General features: G+C 63.9%; 14 protein-coding genes, 1 tRNA gene and 2 pseudogenes. 9 read left to right on the top strand and 8 right to left on the bottom strand.

Going from position 1 to position 15,655, the window contains the following annotated elements:
• The first annotated feature begins 33 nt into the window (after window positions 1-33).
• The 3 genes from A5781_RS13930 to A5781_RS13920 all read left to right on the top strand — a co-directional run bounded on the left by A5781_RS13930 (window position 34) and on the right by A5781_RS13920 (window position 2,420).
• Window positions 34-900 carry a carboxymuconolactone decarboxylase family protein gene (locus A5781_RS13930; protein WP_067206783.1) on the top strand — a complete coding sequence of 289 codons (867 nt, stop codon included), beginning with the start codon at window positions 34-36 and terminating at the stop codon, window positions 898-900.
• 401 nt (window positions 901-1,301) lie between these two features.
• Complete coding sequence (locus tag A5781_RS13925; RefSeq protein ID WP_231990708.1) at window positions 1,302-1,724, top strand: hypothetical protein; 423 nt, start codon at window positions 1,302-1,304, stop codon at window positions 1,722-1,724.
• Between the two features lie 255 nt (window positions 1,725-1,979).
• Complete coding sequence (locus tag A5781_RS13920) at window positions 1,980-2,420, top strand: DUF732 domain-containing protein (protein ID WP_156624633.1); 441 nt, start codon at window positions 1,980-1,982, stop codon at window positions 2,418-2,420.
• A gap of 163 nt (window positions 2,421-2,583) precedes the next feature.
• On the opposite strand, the gene A5781_RS13915 is transcribed toward A5781_RS13920, so the two are convergent.
• Window positions 2,584-5,205, bottom strand: coding sequence for a cation-transporting P-type ATPase (locus A5781_RS13915; protein ID WP_067206775.1), 2,622 nt, complete (start codon window positions 5,203-5,205; stop codon window positions 2,584-2,586).
• 204 nt (window positions 5,206-5,409) lie between these two features.
• On the opposite strand from A5781_RS13915, the gene A5781_RS13910 reads away from it, so the two are divergent.
• Window positions 5,410-5,483, top strand: a tRNA-Ile gene (locus A5781_RS13910).
• Window positions 5,484-5,547: 64 nt separating this feature from the next.
• Here the strand turns inward: A5781_RS13910 and A5781_RS13905 are convergent.
• From A5781_RS13905 to A5781_RS13875, 7 genes are all read right to left on the bottom strand, one after another.
• A complete protein-coding gene (locus tag A5781_RS13905) occupies window positions 5,548-5,943 on the bottom strand; it encodes a nitroreductase family deazaflavin-dependent oxidoreductase (protein ID WP_067206772.1) in 396 nt (131 codons plus the stop codon).
• A gap of 49 nt (window positions 5,944-5,992) precedes the next feature.
• Entirely contained in the window at window positions 5,993-6,910 is a 918-nt protein-coding gene (locus tag A5781_RS13900) for an SAM-dependent methyltransferase (RefSeq protein WP_067206768.1), read from the bottom strand.
• Complete coding sequence (locus A5781_RS13895; protein ID WP_067206764.1) at window positions 6,907-7,320, bottom strand: limonene-1,2-epoxide hydrolase family protein; 414 nt, start codon at window positions 7,318-7,320, stop codon at window positions 6,907-6,909. The genes A5781_RS13900 and A5781_RS13895 overlap by 4 nt, the downstream gene beginning before the upstream one ends.
• A gap of 130 nt (window positions 7,321-7,450) precedes the next feature.
• A complete protein-coding gene (locus A5781_RS13890; RefSeq protein WP_067206751.1) occupies window positions 7,451-8,566 on the bottom strand; it encodes an NDMA-dependent alcohol dehydrogenase in 1,116 nt (371 codons plus the stop codon).
• Window positions 8,563-8,763 (bottom strand): ferredoxin, encoded by a 201-nt coding sequence (locus tag A5781_RS13885; RefSeq protein ID WP_067206747.1) that lies wholly within the window; start codon window positions 8,761-8,763, stop codon window positions 8,563-8,565. The genes A5781_RS13890 and A5781_RS13885 overlap by 4 nt, the downstream gene beginning before the upstream one ends.
• Before the next feature lie 3 nt (window positions 8,764-8,766).
• On the bottom strand, window positions 8,767-11,115 hold the full coding sequence (locus A5781_RS13880) for a CaiB/BaiF CoA-transferase family protein (RefSeq protein WP_067206743.1): 2,349 nt from the start codon (window positions 11,113-11,115) through the stop codon (window positions 8,767-8,769).
• Window positions 11,116-11,331: 216 nt separating this feature from the next.
• Window positions 11,332-12,021, bottom strand: a complete 690-nt coding sequence (locus A5781_RS13875; protein WP_067206739.1) for a TetR/AcrR family transcriptional regulator — start codon at window positions 12,019-12,021, stop codon at window positions 11,332-11,334.
• A 369-nt stretch (window positions 12,022-12,390) separates the two neighbouring features.
• On the opposite strand from A5781_RS13875, the gene A5781_RS13870 reads away from it, so the two are divergent.
• The 5 genes and pseudogenes from A5781_RS13870 (at window position 12,391) to A5781_RS13855 (ending at window position 15,518) form a co-directional block, all read left to right on the top strand.
• Complete coding sequence (locus tag A5781_RS13870) at window positions 12,391-13,614, top strand: cytochrome P450 (RefSeq protein ID WP_067206832.1); 1,224 nt, start codon at window positions 12,391-12,393, stop codon at window positions 13,612-13,614.
• A 268-nt stretch (window positions 13,615-13,882) separates the two neighbouring features.
• A pseudogene (locus tag A5781_RS13865) lies at window positions 13,883-14,187 on the top strand (CbbQ/NirQ/NorQ C-terminal domain-containing protein); the annotation flags it as partial.
• Window positions 14,188-14,200: 13 nt separating this feature from the next.
• On the top strand, window positions 14,201-14,332 hold the full coding sequence (locus A5781_RS26440; protein ID WP_255360824.1) for a hypothetical protein: 132 nt from the start codon (window positions 14,201-14,203) through the stop codon (window positions 14,330-14,332).
• Window positions 14,329-15,074, top strand: a pseudogene (locus A5781_RS13860) (hypothetical protein). The gene A5781_RS26440 and the pseudogene A5781_RS13860 overlap by 4 nt, the downstream one beginning before the upstream one ends.
• Window positions 15,075-15,086: 12 nt before the next feature.
• Window positions 15,087-15,518 (top strand): hypothetical protein, encoded by a 432-nt coding sequence (locus A5781_RS13855; RefSeq protein WP_067206735.1) that lies wholly within the window; start codon window positions 15,087-15,089, stop codon window positions 15,516-15,518.
• Window positions 15,519-15,655: the final 137 nt, after the last annotated feature.

Here is a 15,655-nt window from a genome sequence, read left to right as displayed (position 1 = left end):
CCGCTGGGCCGGCCGCGTTCTAGCGTGTGACGAATGGCGGCTCCGGTTTCGGTCCAAGAAGATCAGCTGACGCGGTTGGTGGCCCTGGCTCCGGGCTCGCCGGCGGACGCGCGCATTGCGGCCCTGGTTCGGCGGACGTGCGCCCAGACGCTGTCGCTGCCGCCACTGCCCAGTCCCGTCGAGGTCGGGGCGCCCGAGTCGGAGGCCGAAGCCGTCGCCACCGAGTTCGCCGAGCAGTTCAGCGCGGACGTCTCCGCGATCACCGACGGGCAGCGGTCCCGGCTGATCAAGCACCTGGGCGACAGAGTCTTCGGCGTGGTGGTCCTGATGTATATCGCCGACTTCGTGCCGCGGGTGCGGGCCGGGCTGGAAGCGCTCGGCGTCGGATCGGAGTACTTGGGCTGGGTCGACGGCGCCATCGAGTGGGATGGCACCACCGAGCCGTCGGGCCCGGTGTTCAACGACTTCTTGCCCGCGGTGGCCCGGATGCGTGCGCTGGACCCCGTCACCTCCGAGCTGGTCCGGCTGCGCGGGGCGGCTCAGCACAATTGCCGGTTGTGCAAGTCGCTGCGCGAGGGCACGGCACTCGATGCCGGCGGTTCGGAGACGCTCTACGAAGAGATCGATCGCTTCGAGTCGTCGGCGCTGCTCGATGACCGCGCGAAAGCGGCCCTGCGCTACGCCGATGCGTTAATTTGGACCCCTGCGCACCTCGCCGCCGACGATGCCGCCGAGGTGCGCTCCCGGTTCTCCGATGCCGAGGCCGTCGAGCTCACCTTTGACATCATGCGGAATGCAAGCAACAAAGTTGCCGTCGCTTTGGGCGCCGACGCCCCCAGGGTCGAGCAGGGTACCGAGCGATACCTCCTCGGAGCCGACGGCAAGACCGTCTTCAACTGACGATCGCGGGTGCGGCCTGAGCGGCCACTGACCGCCCCGTGCACGGCGCTTAGCTACTGGTCAAGGGCGACGCCGGCCTAGCCGACCCTGCCGTGACTGCCGGGGCGCCATCGATGCGCGAAAGGCTCCCGGCCGGCACGAAGTAGGAAATGTTAACCATCCGTACACGACCACGCAAACAAGAGTTCGTCCCTCGGGGGACGATTCTGGCTAAATTCATATCTCGGCACCGAAACTGACGCATGACGGTGATCTCGGATGGCAGCGCCGCCTGAGTTGACGACCATCGACCGCGTGACTGTTAACGGTGGCCCCGAATCGCTGTCTCGGTTAGCAGTTACCACCAAGGCTTGGTTCGCGTCGGAGAGCAACACCGCTCCCACGCAGAGGGAGGACCGGAGATGACAACCACCCGTGCACGCTCGCGCATGCGAGTGTCATCGGTCTGGGCTGCCGGCGTCGCGCTGGGGGCCTCGATGCTCGGCGGCGCGGTGCTGTCAGCACCGCAAGCTTCGGCGTCCTGCAACTTGAGCCCCAAGGACGACCAGTACATTCAGCTGCTCGCGCAGAACAAGATGGTGCACAACGCCGATTTCAGCGATTGCACCGAGGCCGCCGAGGGACGTTGGTTCGCCGACCAGGTTCGGAACCACCCCAATCCATTTGGGGAGGCCCAGGAGCTGGTCAACATGATCACGAACACGACGTCGATGAACCAGGCCCAGGCCGAGTGGGAGGTCGAGTCGGCGATCTACGTGTATGCGCCAGACGTGATCCCCAAGATCAAAGACCAAGCCACGCACGCGAACTGGCCGTCCGAGTAACGGGTCGGCTCTGGTGCGCTGCATCAAGCTAACTCAGAGTAAGGCACCGGCACGGCTGAGTGCCGGCGAATGCGTGATTGCCGGATTACGGCGGCCGTTCATCGCGGGGGTGTCACCTGCCTTTTGGATACTCAACGCGCACTGGTGTTTTGGCTAACCGCTGTTCATTCATTGTTTGACGAGCCGGCCGTTTGTCGCGCTCGTCGACGGTGGTACCCGAGCGTTAGCGCGAAAGGGAAGTAGCAAATTTCCACGATGAGGGGGTCTGGAGAAGTGACGATTACACGATCGCGCGCGCAGGTGCTGGCGGTGGGGGCAGCCGGCGTTGTGGGGGCCGCAATGTTCGGTGGTGCCGTGCTCGCGGCGCCGCACGCCTCGGCGTCGTGCAACATGAGCCCGGCTGACGATCAGTACATCAAGCTGCTGGCGCAGAACAAGATGGTTCACAACGCCGATTTCAATGACTGCAGCGAGGCCGCCGAGGGTCGCTGGTTCGCCAGCCAGGTCCGGGCCAATCCCAATCCGTTCGGAGAGGCCCAGGAGCTGGTGAACATGATCACCCGTACGACGCCGATGAAGCAGGCCCAGGCCGAGTGGGAGGTCGAGTCGGCGATCTATGTTTACGCGCCGGACTTGATTCCCAAGCTCAAGGATCAGGCCGCGCGGCAGGTCCCCGGGCAGCCCGCGCCCGTGTGATGCCTTAAAAGCCCGCCGCCCGGTCGGCGGCGTACTTCACGGGCGTGAGCTGGTCGGTGCCGACGAACGGGTGCTCAATGGGTCTGCGCGTCGGGGATATTGAAGGGCCGAAAGGGTTTTGGCTCTTTGCGTTTCGCAATGCACTGAAACTGCTGCACGAAGGTCAGGGATGAAGTCGCGCCCGAACCCGTCCTGGGCGTGCTTTCGAGGACGCCCGCGGCCGTCGGCGATGCGCCCGCCGGTACTTGTCGAGCGCGTCGACGCCGAACAGGATCGGCACCGCGGCCAGGGCGACGGCCCAGCCCCACAGGGGTGGATTCCATTGACCGAGCAACCGTGCGATGGGTGGCACCCACAGTTCGACAAGTGAAAAGGCCAGCCCGATGAACGCCGCGGGCACCAGGAGCCGGTTGGTGACCCAGCCCAGCGCTCCCGGCCAGCGCGAGGAGGACCGGCACGCGAAGACGTTGGCGGTCTGGGCGAAGACGACGGTGATGAATGCCGCGCCTGATGCCATTGCCAGGTTGTGCCCAGTCGGGAACGGGTTTGCGGGACGCCAGCCGAGCGCCATCAGGGACACCACGAAGGCGGTGAGCGAGACGACGGCTTCGAGCGGTCCCAGCACCCCGAAGGCCCGGCGCAGCACCGTGCGATTCATTAACCGGCCGTGAACCGGGGGTCCCTCGAGCAGGTGCTTCGCGGGCGGCTCGGCACCGAGTGCGACCGCCGACAAGGTGTCGGTGCCGATGTCGAGCGCGATGATCTGCAGAACACCCAGCGCGAGAGGGAACTGGCCGCCCGAAAGCGCCCAGACCAGGAAAGGTGCCAGCTCGGCAACATTGTCGGTCAGGTGGTACGTCAGGAACCGGCGGATGTTGACAAACGTGGCGCGTCCTTGCTCGATGCCGGCCACAATGCCGGCGAAGGAGTCGTCGAGCAGAACCAGGTCGGCCGCCTCGCGTGCGACGTCGGTGCCGGAGCGGCCCATCGCCACACCGATGTCCGACTCGTGCAGTGCCGGCGCGTCGTTGACTCCGTCGCCGGTCATCGCCACCACGTGGCCCCGGGAGCGAAGGGCACGGGCGATGCGGAGTTTGTCCTCGGGAGAGACCCGAGCGATCACCACCCCGTCGTGGTCGAGGACAGCGGCGAGATGCTGCTCGTCCTCCGGTAAATCCGCTCCCAACAGCACGGCAGAGTCGGCGGACCGTAGCCGCACCTCGTTGCCGATGGCCGTGGCGGTGGCCGGATGATCACCGGTCACCATCGCCACCTTGACACCCGCCTTGCGGCACGCGTCGAGGGATGTGGAGATGTCTTCACGCGGCGGATCCTCGAGCGCCACCAGGCCGAGCAGGCGCAACCCCTGGTCGCATTCCTGCTGGTCCCGGGGTGTACGACCGTTCCTCGGGCACGCGGCGACGGCGAGTACTCGGAGCCCCCGGGCGGTCAGGGTGTCCACGGCTTGGTGCGCCGCCGGGTCGTCACCGCAGAGCGGAAGCACGGCGTCCGGCGCCCCCTTGACAACGATCTCGCCGGCCAGCGCGACAGCCATGCGGCGCAGCCGGGGATCGAAGGGGAACCGCAGCTGGGCGTGGGCGGTACGACGGTCTTCGACGGTGTCGATGCCCAGTCGTCGGGCGAAGGTATCGAGGGCAGCCTCCATCGGGTCGCCGTGGGCCCGCCACTGCCCGTCGACTTCTTCGGCGTATCCAGTGGAGCAGCGTTCCCCGGCCAGGGCGAGCCGGCGAATGGACTCCTCTGCGATCGGCGAGGACCACGTGAGCCCCGCTGTGGGCCCGTAGCCGGCGCCGTCGATGGCCAACGAGCCGGCCGGCGACCACGCTTCGACCACCGTCATCTGGTTGCGAGTGAGGGTTCCCGTCTTGTCGGTGCAGATGAACGTCGTGGACCCGAGCGTCTCGACGGCCTCGAGGTTGCGGACCAGAATCTGCCGCTTCGCCATCTGCTCCGAGCCCCAGGCGAGGGACAACGTCACGGTGGGCAGCAGCGCCTCCGGGACCAGGGCGACCGTGACCCCGATCGCGAACACGAAGGCCTGCTGGATCGGGTTGCCCACGAGCACAGAGACGAGCAGGAACAGCACACCCACACCGATTGCGATCGCTGCGATGAGGCGGACGACACCACGCAAACCGCGGGTCAGTGGCGTGTCCGGTTTCCTGGTCGAGGTTGTCAGCCGGGTGATGCCGGCCAGGCGGGTCTGTTGGCCGATAGCGGTGACCACTGCACGCGAATCTCCTTCCACCACAAAAGTGCCCGCGAACAGGGGCTCGCTTGCTGCGACCGCGCCGGCCTCGCTCTCGCCGGTGAGCATGGAGGAGTCGACGAGCAACCGGTTCTGGCTGAGCACCACGGCGTCCGCGGGAACGCGGTCGCCGCTTTCGAGTAGCAGCACGTCGTCGACGACTACGTCCTCGGCCTCGATCACCCGCCGAGCGCCGTCACGCAAGACCGTGACGCGCGTCGGCAACATCTCTTGGAGCCGGTCGGCGGCCCGGTCTGCCCGCGCTTGTTGGATCAAGGAGAAGACCCCGTTCAGCACGATGACCGCGATGATGGCGACGCTGAGTTGGGGCAGCTTCGCCAGCAAGGCGAGCACTGCGGCCGCCCAGAGCAGCAGGGCGAAAAAGTGCGTCAGCTCCCCGAGCAGCCGGCGAGCGATCGACGGCCGCCTCGCCGCGGGGAGCTTGTTGGCGCCGCCCTGCGCGCGCCGCTCGGTCGCCTCGGCGGTGGTCAGGCCGAGCGTCATGACGTCGGCCATGGCTCTCCTCTCCACTGAGCGCGACGTGTGCGCTCTCGGCGGCGATGGCAGCGCTCTTGCGGGGACCCTCACGATTCGTCGCCAGCAACCGACGAAATGCTATAACCGGCGCGGCCAAATGGCCGAAGACCTGATCTGCCCGGGATCCCGCCCGACGGACATTGATGTTGGCGTTCGGCTACCGTTTCCTACGGAACATCGCTAGGGGCGGTAGCTCAGTTGGTTAGAGCCGCGGACTCATAATCCGTTGGTCGCGGGTTCGAGCCCCGCCCGCCCCACCTTAAAAATCCTGTTCAGCTCCAGTGAGGTGGCGGGAGGCTACCGATAAGAGGCGAACGGTGGTCACTGAGTGGAATTGACTTTGGTCAACACCAGCGCCGCTTCGTTGTACGGAAACAGGCGGTAGAACACACCAGATGGCCCTTGAACGAGCGTTGCGGCCTCAGCCTTACTCAGGAGGCGGGGATTGGCTAGCGCGATACTCTTGCCGCGCTTGTGCAGCACCGCCTGTCCACCGGCGAATACATTCTTCAACCAGTCCGATTCGAGCCCGTACCCGATGAGAACGACGAAGCCGTCGCGGATGGGAAAAACCAACAGCGGCGTTCGATAACGCTTGCCTGATCTGCGTCCGACATGTTCGAGTGTCCCTTGGCCTGGAAGCCATGGCGTGATCGACCGAGCCGCCGGATTGGTGACTCGACGATTGAAGTTTGCGACGGCCCTTGGCACCCGCATGGACCCCCCTCGTTCACAAAGCTCGAAATGACCAGTATTGGTTGGAACGCTACGGCCCGGAGCGGATCGCTGTTACTAGGGAGCTAGCTGGCGCAATGTCGCGGAGGTCCGGTGGGATTGGCCTGCCGAGGCGCGACATCACTTCGCGGCTGTCTAGGGAATCCACCCTCCATCCGTGCCGGGACAGCCATGATGCCGTATCGCTGGCATCGTCGTCTTTGATGAAGGCCGTTACATCCACGTCTACGCCCAGCGCTTCGTCTATCTCGGCTGCTCCGTCGCGCCAAGTGCTCAGCCGTTTGTCGCCGAAATGCGTTGTCGAGTGGTGATAGACCTCGGCGGCCAGCCGGCTACCCGGTGCGCTCAGCGCAGTGAGCGCGTCGAAGAGTGCGTTGTGCTCGGTTGACGATAGGTAGGGCAATAGTCCCTCGACGAGCCAGGCGGTCGGCAGCGACCTGTCCCATCCCGCCTCCATCAACATCAGTGGCCAACGCTCATCGCGCAGATCAACAGGAATCGCGCACAGGTCGGCTAGCGGAGTAGCGCCATGCGCTGTCAGGGCGGCGTCCTTGAACGCCTGGACTGCGGGCTGGTCGATTTCGTACACACGCTTGCCGGTGAGAGGAACTAAGCGATAGGCACGGGCGTCGAGGCCGGCAGCGAGGATGACGAATTGGCCGACTCCTAAACTCGCTGCGTCAGCACAGAACTCGTCGAAGACGACCGTCCGTGTGGCGACGTACTCCCGGCCCGTTCGCGCGACCCGCCGCCCCACATCATCCTCCGCGCCCATCCACGAAAGGTCCCCACACGCGATCCGTTGCCAACCGGGTTCATCGGCCGCCGCCACCAACACCGCCGCAAACTCGTCGTGGATCAACGGGTCATCTTGTGCTGTTTCTGCTGCCCGTTGGGCAGCGACTGCAAGCGCTGTTGATCCCAGATCGGTGGTGATGTCCCAAGTCATGCGGTCGCGGGCACCAGGGCGCTAATGTCCTCGCCCTGAAGGAGCTTCATCGTCAGATTCAGGTCGAAATAGTCGGTCCAGCGAGTGATCCGCCCATCGTCATCGACGATGAAGGTACCCATTACCGGGATGGCCGGCTTGCTTCCGTCCGGAGTCTGGATGTAGTCCAGGCGTTCGGTGAGCACCACGGCACCCTCGCTGGCGAGGTTGACGATTTCAAAGGCGTAGGCGTCCGGGAACATCGCGAACTGGGCGGCCATGTTCTCCACGATGGCGTCTGGCCCAGTGAAGGCGGGCATTCCCACGTTCTGATAAACGGCCCCTTCGGCGAGCAGGGGACGCAATGCTTCCGCGTCCCGCTGCTCCATCAAGGCGCAGAAATGGCGGACGACATCGGCTGGCGAAGACATGAGTGAAATCCCTTCATGGTGAGTGAGTGAATTAACTTGAGCATTACCTACAGGTTGTATGTGACATTCAGCGCCTTCTCTCCCGGTCGCGCGGGCTGGATACGATGCGGATTCGCCTTTGCCCAAAGACTCAGTGCTCGTGGACTATTACCCCGCGGATGTTGCGGCCGGCGAGCATGTCGTCGTAGGCCTCATTGATGTCGTCGAGTTTGTACTCCGCGGTGACGGTTTCGTCGAGCAACAGCTTGCCGCTTCGATAGAGGCTTATAAGCCGAGGGATGTCGGCCCGCGGGTTGGCTTCGCCGTACAGGCTGCCCAGGAGGCGTTTTTGGAACAGCGTGAACAACGTCAGCGGCAGCGTCGGCGTCACGTCGGACATCGATGCCAGGGCGGTGACCACCACGGCACCACCCTTCCGCACCGCATTGAGCGCGTCGTTGATCATCGCGCCCTCGAGCACGCCTGGCGTGAGGATGGCCGAGTCGGCCATGACTCCACGCGTAATCTCGCCGGCTAACTGGGTTGCTTCCTCCATCGAGGTGGCAAAGTGAGTGGCTCCGAACTGAAACGCTTTGTCGCGCTTGCTCGGCTCAATATCGACCACGACGATTTGTTCCGCTCCCGCCAGCCGCGCGCCCTGAATGGCACCGCTGCCGATCCCGCCGCAGCCAACCACAACGACGACGTCGCCGGGACTGACGTTGGCGGTGTTGACGGCCGAACCCCAGCCGGTGGTCACGCCGCAGCCGAGAAGACATGCGCGCGATAGCGGCACATCGTCGTCGATCTTGACCACTGAGGCCTCTGACAACACGCCCCATTGCGCGAAACTGCCGACGCCGGAGAGGGCTCCGATGCCCCGTCCTCTGGCTCGGCGCCGGAAGGTGCCGTCGGCCTGGACTCCCGCCAGGATGGTCGCGCCGTAATCACACAGGTTCTGATGACCCGTGGCGCACCAGCGGCAGCGACCGCACGCCGGTAGGAAAGATGTGACCACGTGGTCTCCCACCGCTACATCGCGCACTCCCGGACCAACCTCTTGAACGATGCCCGCCCCTTCGTGTCCACCTATCAGGGGAAAACTCACCCCGAACATGTCGCCGGTGCGGATGTGGTGGTCGGAGTGGCATAGACCGGTGGCTTCGAACTCGACGAGTAGCTCGCCTTCCTGCGGCGGATCGAGTTCGATCTCTTCCACCGACCACTTCTCGTTCAGCCCCCACAGAACTGCCCCGTTGGTCTTCATGGCGACTCCTTCACGATATGTATGGCACGCTCGGGGCAGTTCGCGATTGCGTTGTGCGCCCGGTCTTCCCATTCGGGAGGAATGGTTTCCATGGTGACGAAGGCGATCCCGTCGCCGTCGATGTCGAACATCTCCGGATATGCTGCGTAACAACGGCTGTGGCCCTGGCACATTTCTGCGTCGACACGAAGCTTCACCGTTCAGTCCAATCCGCCCGGTCGCGTCCCGATGACGTCCTGCTCTGTGAGCGCCGCAATGGATGCGGCGTCGAGGCCGAGGAGCTCGCCGAGGATGCTCGCGTTGTGCTGTCCCAACGTCGGTGCCGGTGACCGATACCACTTGTCAACGCTGCGGTACTTGAAGGGAAGTGCCGCCACGTGATGCTGTCCCACAACGGGATGGTCGAGACTTTCGAAGAAGCCGCGGGCAGCCAGTTGTGGGTGCATCGAACCGACCCTGGCATCTGCCAAATCCGCTGCGGGGACGCTGTATTCGATAAGCAATTCAGCAGCGGCCGAGGACTCTCGCCGGCCAGCCCATTGCTCGAGATGCTTGTCGATCACATCATGTGCCTCGACACGCCCTTCGTGGGTATCCAACGCGGGGTCGTCTGCCCAATCCGGGTTGCCCAGAGCCGACTTGAGTCGGCGCCATTGCTCGTCGTTCGCGACCGAAATGGCCAGCCATCGCTCAGTTCCCGCGCACCCATAGAGCCCTTGTGGTGCGGCGTCACGGCTGCGATTCCCCCGGCGCGATATCAGACTTCCGTAGGCGGTGAATTCGACGACCTGCTCGGCGGCCGCGTTGAGTGCGGCCTCCACCATCGAGACCTCGATGAACGACCCGCGCTCGGTCTGATCCCGTTGCCGGAGGCCGGCGAGCATGGCGAATGCGGAGTGCATTCCCGCCAGGGGGTCACACGGGCCGCGGGGGATTCGCGGCTGGTCGTACTCATGGCCGGTCACCCACGCCATCCCGGTCATCTGTTCCATCGTCTGCGCGAAGCCCACATTGTTGCGCCACGGTCCGTCGAGCCCGAATGCGGGCATTCGAACCATGACTATTCGAGGGTTGAGTTCACTGACGGTTTCCCACGTGATGCCGAAATTGTCGAATACGCGTGGCGAGAAGTTTTCAACCAAGATGTCGGAGCGCTCGACGAGTCGGAAGAAAAGCTCCCGCCCTCTCTCAGAGGACAGGTCGAGGGTGAGCCCGCGCTTGTTGGCGTTGGTCGCCAGGTACATCCCCGACCGCTCCCACCACTGAGGCTGATTGGCGAACGCCGCGGCCGCCATCCGCGCGCCGTCAGGGTGGTCCTTCGATTCTATGTGAACGACCTCAGCGCCCAGTGCGGCAAGAATGTGGGTCGAGGAGGGGCCCGCCCACCACGCTGTCGCGTCCAGGATTCGCACGCCGTCCAGCGGAAGGCTTGGGGCGCGGTCGGCGGCGGCCGCAATCCTGCTGTGGGCGGGCACTTTTGTCATTTCGCCGAGCGGGGGAGCGCCGGTGGTTGGGGCGGGCCGTCGGCCATTGATCTGGTAGGGCGCCAACGGGTGGGTGAAGCTGCCGTCGGCATACGTGCCCCACACGCCCCGCGACGCGAACTGAGGGTGGTCCAACACGGTCTGGCCATTGTTGACGGGAGAGACGGGGATCCGCAGATCGGAGGCCAACGCGACGATCTCGTCTGTGGAATGTCTCGTCGTCCATTCCCGCACAATCCGATTCCACTCCTCCCGGCGTTCCCAGCGCGTCGTTGCGAGGGCCCACGCCGGGTCATCGTCGAGTAGTTCCAACCGGCCGATCATCGCGAGGAATGACTCGAACTGTTGACGGGTATTGGTGTTGAAGCCCACCCATCCGTCCGCGGTTGGTTCGATGGAAGGGATTTCAACCTGTCGCGCCGGCATGGTCAAAGGGGGACGACCGGCCAACTCGTGGTAGAGGTCGGCGAATCCGCTGGCGCTGAGGTGACACGTCTCCAGCAATGAGCAGTCAACGATTTCGCCTGCGCCGCCGAGTTGAACTGGCCGCAATGCGCCAAGCGCCGCGACGGCGGCGTAGCTGGCCATCACCCATTCGAATACTCGGCCACCGGCTTGAATGGGCGGTTGGTCTGGACGACCTCGCAACGCCAGGGTTCCGCTCTCGGCCTGGATGGTGAACTCCGTCGAGGGTCGGTCCCGGTACGGTCCGGTCAACCCGTAGGGAGACAACGCCACGATCACCAGGTGTGGCGCTCGCCGTAGGAGGGCCTCGCGGTCGAGTGCCCCGGGGCCGAGAGAATCGACGAACACATCCGCGGAAACGATCAGAGGCTCCAGGTCGGCCAGCGAAGTGCCAACGACCGAACGCTTGCCGGCGTTCAAGAATTTGAACAGCGCGTCAGCGTCGTGCCGTTCGCCAAACGTCCTGCGGCGGAACGGATCCCCGTCGGGAGCTTCTATCTTGATGACCTCCGCTCCGAGGTCGGCGAACAACTTGGTGCAGTACGGGCCGGAAATTTCCGTCGCCCACTCGACAACACGAACCCCACGCAGAGCGTTCATCGTCTTGCGGCTTTCCGCGTCAATGTCTTCGGAAGTGAGTTACCCGCGCCGATGAGTGCACACACGCCACTTCCTGTCCTCACGCTCGTGCCGATCGAGCAGGGTGTTCTGCATCCGCATGGTTGCGGCTTGGCTGGCAACGACGCTAGCGACGGGAAAGCTAACGTGTCAAGTGCGACTCGATAACCCTGGCCGCGGTTGAGTCCGTCGGAGCTTTTAGTCGGCCGCACGCACCTTCGGGGTCCGTTGCACTCTTCCGCGTCGCTTGGCGGGCGGCTTCGTAATTGACGTGCTTACACCCTTGGCGAGGATCTGCGAACCCAGTTCAATCTGCGCGCGGATGTCTGACTCGCCCGTTCCAAACCAGCGAGGTCCGAGGCTCGTTGTGAAAATGATGAAATTAGCCAGCAGCTCGGCGAACAGGTCGGCGTCGACGTCAGCCCTGATCTGCCCCTCAGCTTGGTAGTGGCGGACGCCTTCGGCAATGACGGCCGTACGGCGTGCGTGATTGGGTTGCAGCACCCGCAGGGAGAAGTCCGGATCTGATAACGCCCGCCCGGAAATGTCCCAGCCGGGAACACCGCTGTCCCGGTCATCGATTTTTAGTCTCGCAAAGAAAAGCTGCTCGATATAGTCCTCGAAGCGCGCAGGCAGGGCCGCCACGACTTGCTCTTCGGCCTCACTGACGAGGTCCGCGATCTGTCGAGAAACGACTTGCTCGAAGATGCCTCGCTTGTCCCCGAAGTAGTGGAACAGCATTGCCTCCGAGCAGTCGGCGCGACGGGCGATCTCCTTCGTCGCCGCGGCCGCGTATCCCGCTTCGGCAAAGACCTCAGCGGCCGCTTCAAGGAGGGCTCGTTGTTTGCCGTCCTTGTCGCGAACTCGCCGCCGCGCGCCTGTGGTCATCACACATACTTTAGCGAGCACCCGTCGACTGAGGGGAAGCCTGCACGCGCGCCGCCCCAGTCCACCTCAGACTTTCTCGGCCCCAGCCTATTGGTGCGCGCGCAAAGCGGCCTCGCGGATTGTAGTCGCCAGGGTAGTTATCGAGTGTCGCTTGACTCCCTGCAATCGACGATTTACTGTGTGCCAAAGACAATTTCGGCATACGCGAGGAATTCGAGGGCCGGCGGGGACGGCACAGGGACGGTGCCACGATTGCGGTGTGACGGAACTGTGTGCGGCCCGTCGTCCGGTGCTGTCTGCCCAAGCCGATCGCCGGCGTTGCGCCGATCCCGGCATGCCGGCGCGCCGGTGCGGAAAGGACTGTCCATCGTGAGCAGATCGCCGGAGGAACACGCCCGCAACCTGGATCTTCGTCACGAGGACTTCAACGACCCGGAGTTGCTGTACCAGGTCTACGAAGTGATGCGCGAGAGCGCGCCGTTCACCCATCAGGATTCTCCGTTCGTGGGTCCGACGCCCGGGGGCGCGTGGGTTGCCACCCGCTACGACGACTGTTACGAAATCGCACGGAACTGGGAAAGCTTCTCCAGCAAGCCGCTGACGATGGAAGGCTCGCTGATGTGGTTCGGCGACATCGTGATCACCATCGATCCACCGCGCCAGCAGCAGATGCGCAAGTTTTTGAACCCGTACTTTTCGCCGGGCCGGATGAAACAGCTCGAGCCCCAGGTGCGCGCCGTCACTGATGAATTGATCGACACATTCATCGAGTCGGGCCGCGGAGACCTCGCCGACGTCGCGTGGCAGCAGCCCGGCATCGTGTTTTTCCGGTACCTGCTCGGTATGCCGGTAGAGGACGTCCCGTTCTACCTCGAGACAACCGACGTCGCGGTCAATGGTGAGACCGAAGACGTCCGCAACGAGGCGATGACGAACCTGTACATGCGGGTGCGCGACGAAATCGACAGGCGTCGTGGCGAACCGCCGCGCGACGACCTCATCGACGTTCTGCTTGCCGTCGAAATCGATGGTGAGAAATTGAGATTCGACGACGTGGTCGCCAATGTCATGCTGCTGGTGCAAGCGGGACTGGAGACAACCTCGAGTGCGATGTCATTCGCCTTCTTCTACCTGGGCACCAACACCTCCGAGCGCGACCGCTTGATCAGCGAGCCAGAGCTGATGCCCACCGCGATCGAGGAATTCATCCGCTACGCCGGGTCGATCCACGGACTCAATCGCTCTGTCACCGAAGAGGTCGAACTCAGCGGACACCAGTTCTGTCCCGGGCAGACGGTTGTGGTGAACTATGCCGCCGCCAACGGCGACGCGCGCGAGTTCGACCAACCGAACAAGTGCATCCTGGACCGCCAGGCAAACCGTCACCTCGGGTTCGGAGCCGGCGTGCATCGTTGTCTTGGCTCCAATCTCGCCCGTCTCGAATTTCGGGTGGGCGTCGAACAAGTCCTCAAGCGCCTGCCCGACTTCACAATCCCGTCCGAGACGCACGTCGACTTCCACGGCGCCTCGGTCACCCGCGGCTACCGCGCCCTCCCCGTCGTCTTCACCCCGGGTGCCCGAGTGGATCCATGAGCGAGGGCACGCTGATTCTTCGAGTATCGCGACATCGGAAAAGAGAGAAGGTCGAGCATGCTGGCTTGGATCTGGGAGATCGCGCGTTACATTTTCGCCTGGGGCGGCGTCGTTTTGATCATCTGGTTCTGGTATTGGATCTTCGCCAACATCGGAACTTTCTGACCGGCCCGGGCGTGTCAGAAGCCGGAGCCAGGCCTCGTGGATGAGACCTCCTGCGGACACGCAACAGCTCTGGAACGGAGCTGTTCGTTGACGGCAGTGGCGATATCTGCCCCCGGATCAAGAGGCCGAGGTCATCATTGCCGATCAGGCGTTGCTGCCGGCTTCGCATCGCGGCTGGTCTCCTGCGCCACCGCCATCAGGACAGCCGACGAGGCTTTTCATTTCGAACCACCCTCGACCCGCGTCCTTTTCACCGCAGCGCAGTTGATCGCCGCCGGGGCCGGCGAACTGGAAGCGGCCGAAGCGTGTGTGCTGGCACCGCTGTCGACCGACGGTGCGATATCTGACGAGCTGCGCGAGATCACGCTCGCCAGCCTGGCCCCATCACGGACGTCCGGCACCCACTGAAGGAGGAGTATCGATGGTTGATCAGAGGGAACGTCAGCGCAAAAAGGCGTTGATCATCTTTCAGCTCGTGATCTACGGATACCTGGCGTTGATGTTCGGGATCCAGCTCTACATGTCCTTCGCACGTGGGTGGTGGGACCTGTGAATCTGCCTCTTTCCGCCCGGCTTTCACGCCCAAAGTCATCTGCGGCGCCGGCATCAGGGCCGGGCTCGCGCGAATTCGGCACCCTTACCGAGCACGACGAACAGTCACGTCTTGCGCAACGCCGTGCCGACAAATGGATGATCATCGGCGCCGGCCTCATGGGATGTTGGGCACCCGGCATTTTCGGTTTTCCCATTTTCATGCGCGGCATCTGGCTGCAGCGCCAAGCCGCCCGCGCGGGTTTGTCGATGCGGCCGATGATCGTCACGCTGATCGGCTATCTGGTGATGATCGACGGGATGCTGAACACCCTGGGCTGGGGTCTGGACTGGATCGCCAATCACACCCTGATCAACCGGGTGTTGACCGCCGGCTGGGGTTACCTTTTCGACGGCGGCTACTACTGGCACTACAACGAGCTCTGGCTCGGTGGTGCCGGGGGCCCGGTGAGAAGTCCATGGTATTCGGTTTCATCTTGACCGTCTTCGCGATGCGCGTGTCCGCGGCGATCGGCTTCCTGCAGATGAAGCGGTGGGGCCACCAATGGATGATCATCACCTGCTGGATGGGTGTGGTGATCTGGGTGACCTACGTCTTCAACATGACGCTCTACGCCGATGTCCGTTACGCGGGGACCATTTTCCCGGTGGTGGGGTGGTGGATCTTCGACATCTTCTACATCACCCCGTTCCTGGCTATCCCGTACCTGCACACCGTCAATCGCGAAATCTTCTCCGACTAGAAGGGCCCAGGGATGAACACCTCATCGTCTACAGAAGCCACGGATTCCGCGGAAGATCTTCCCCCCGGGACCACGCCCTACTACGCGCGGATGCACAAGTGGATCAAACGTGCCGTTGTGGTGTGCCTGATCGCCTTGGTCATCGAAGGTGCTTTCACGCTGCCGTTCATGGCGGTCTACTACGGTTACCCGACGTTGAGTCTCACCGAGATCTGCAGTGAGCTCCTCAAGGTCCGGTACTCCGACGACACCCTGGAGTGCAAAGTCCCGTACCCGATGTTCGGCCCCCCGGAGGGCGCGCAGCCCAAACACACCGCGCAGGACGTGTGGGGCATACAGCCGGTACCGAAGTACAAACGCATCGGCTTCCGCGAACTCGTCCGCATCCACCAAGAGCGGGAAGCGCGCAAAGCGGCCCAAACACACACAGCCCCGCCGCCATGAGGCCGAGGGCTCCGAGAAGACGGCCCGTCGGGGGGGGGGGCTGTCTCTTATACACATCTGCCGCTGCCGACGATCGCATAAGTGTAGATCTCGGTGGTCGCCGTTTCATTAAAAAAAAAAGGGGGGGGGGGGGGGGG

The organism is Mycobacterium sp. 852002-30065_SCH5024008, assembly GCF_001665645.1.
Lineage (GTDB): Bacteria > Actinomycetota > Actinomycetes > Mycobacteriales > Mycobacteriaceae > Mycobacterium > Mycobacterium paraffinicum.
This window is presented reverse-complemented; position numbering and strand designations above follow the sequence as displayed.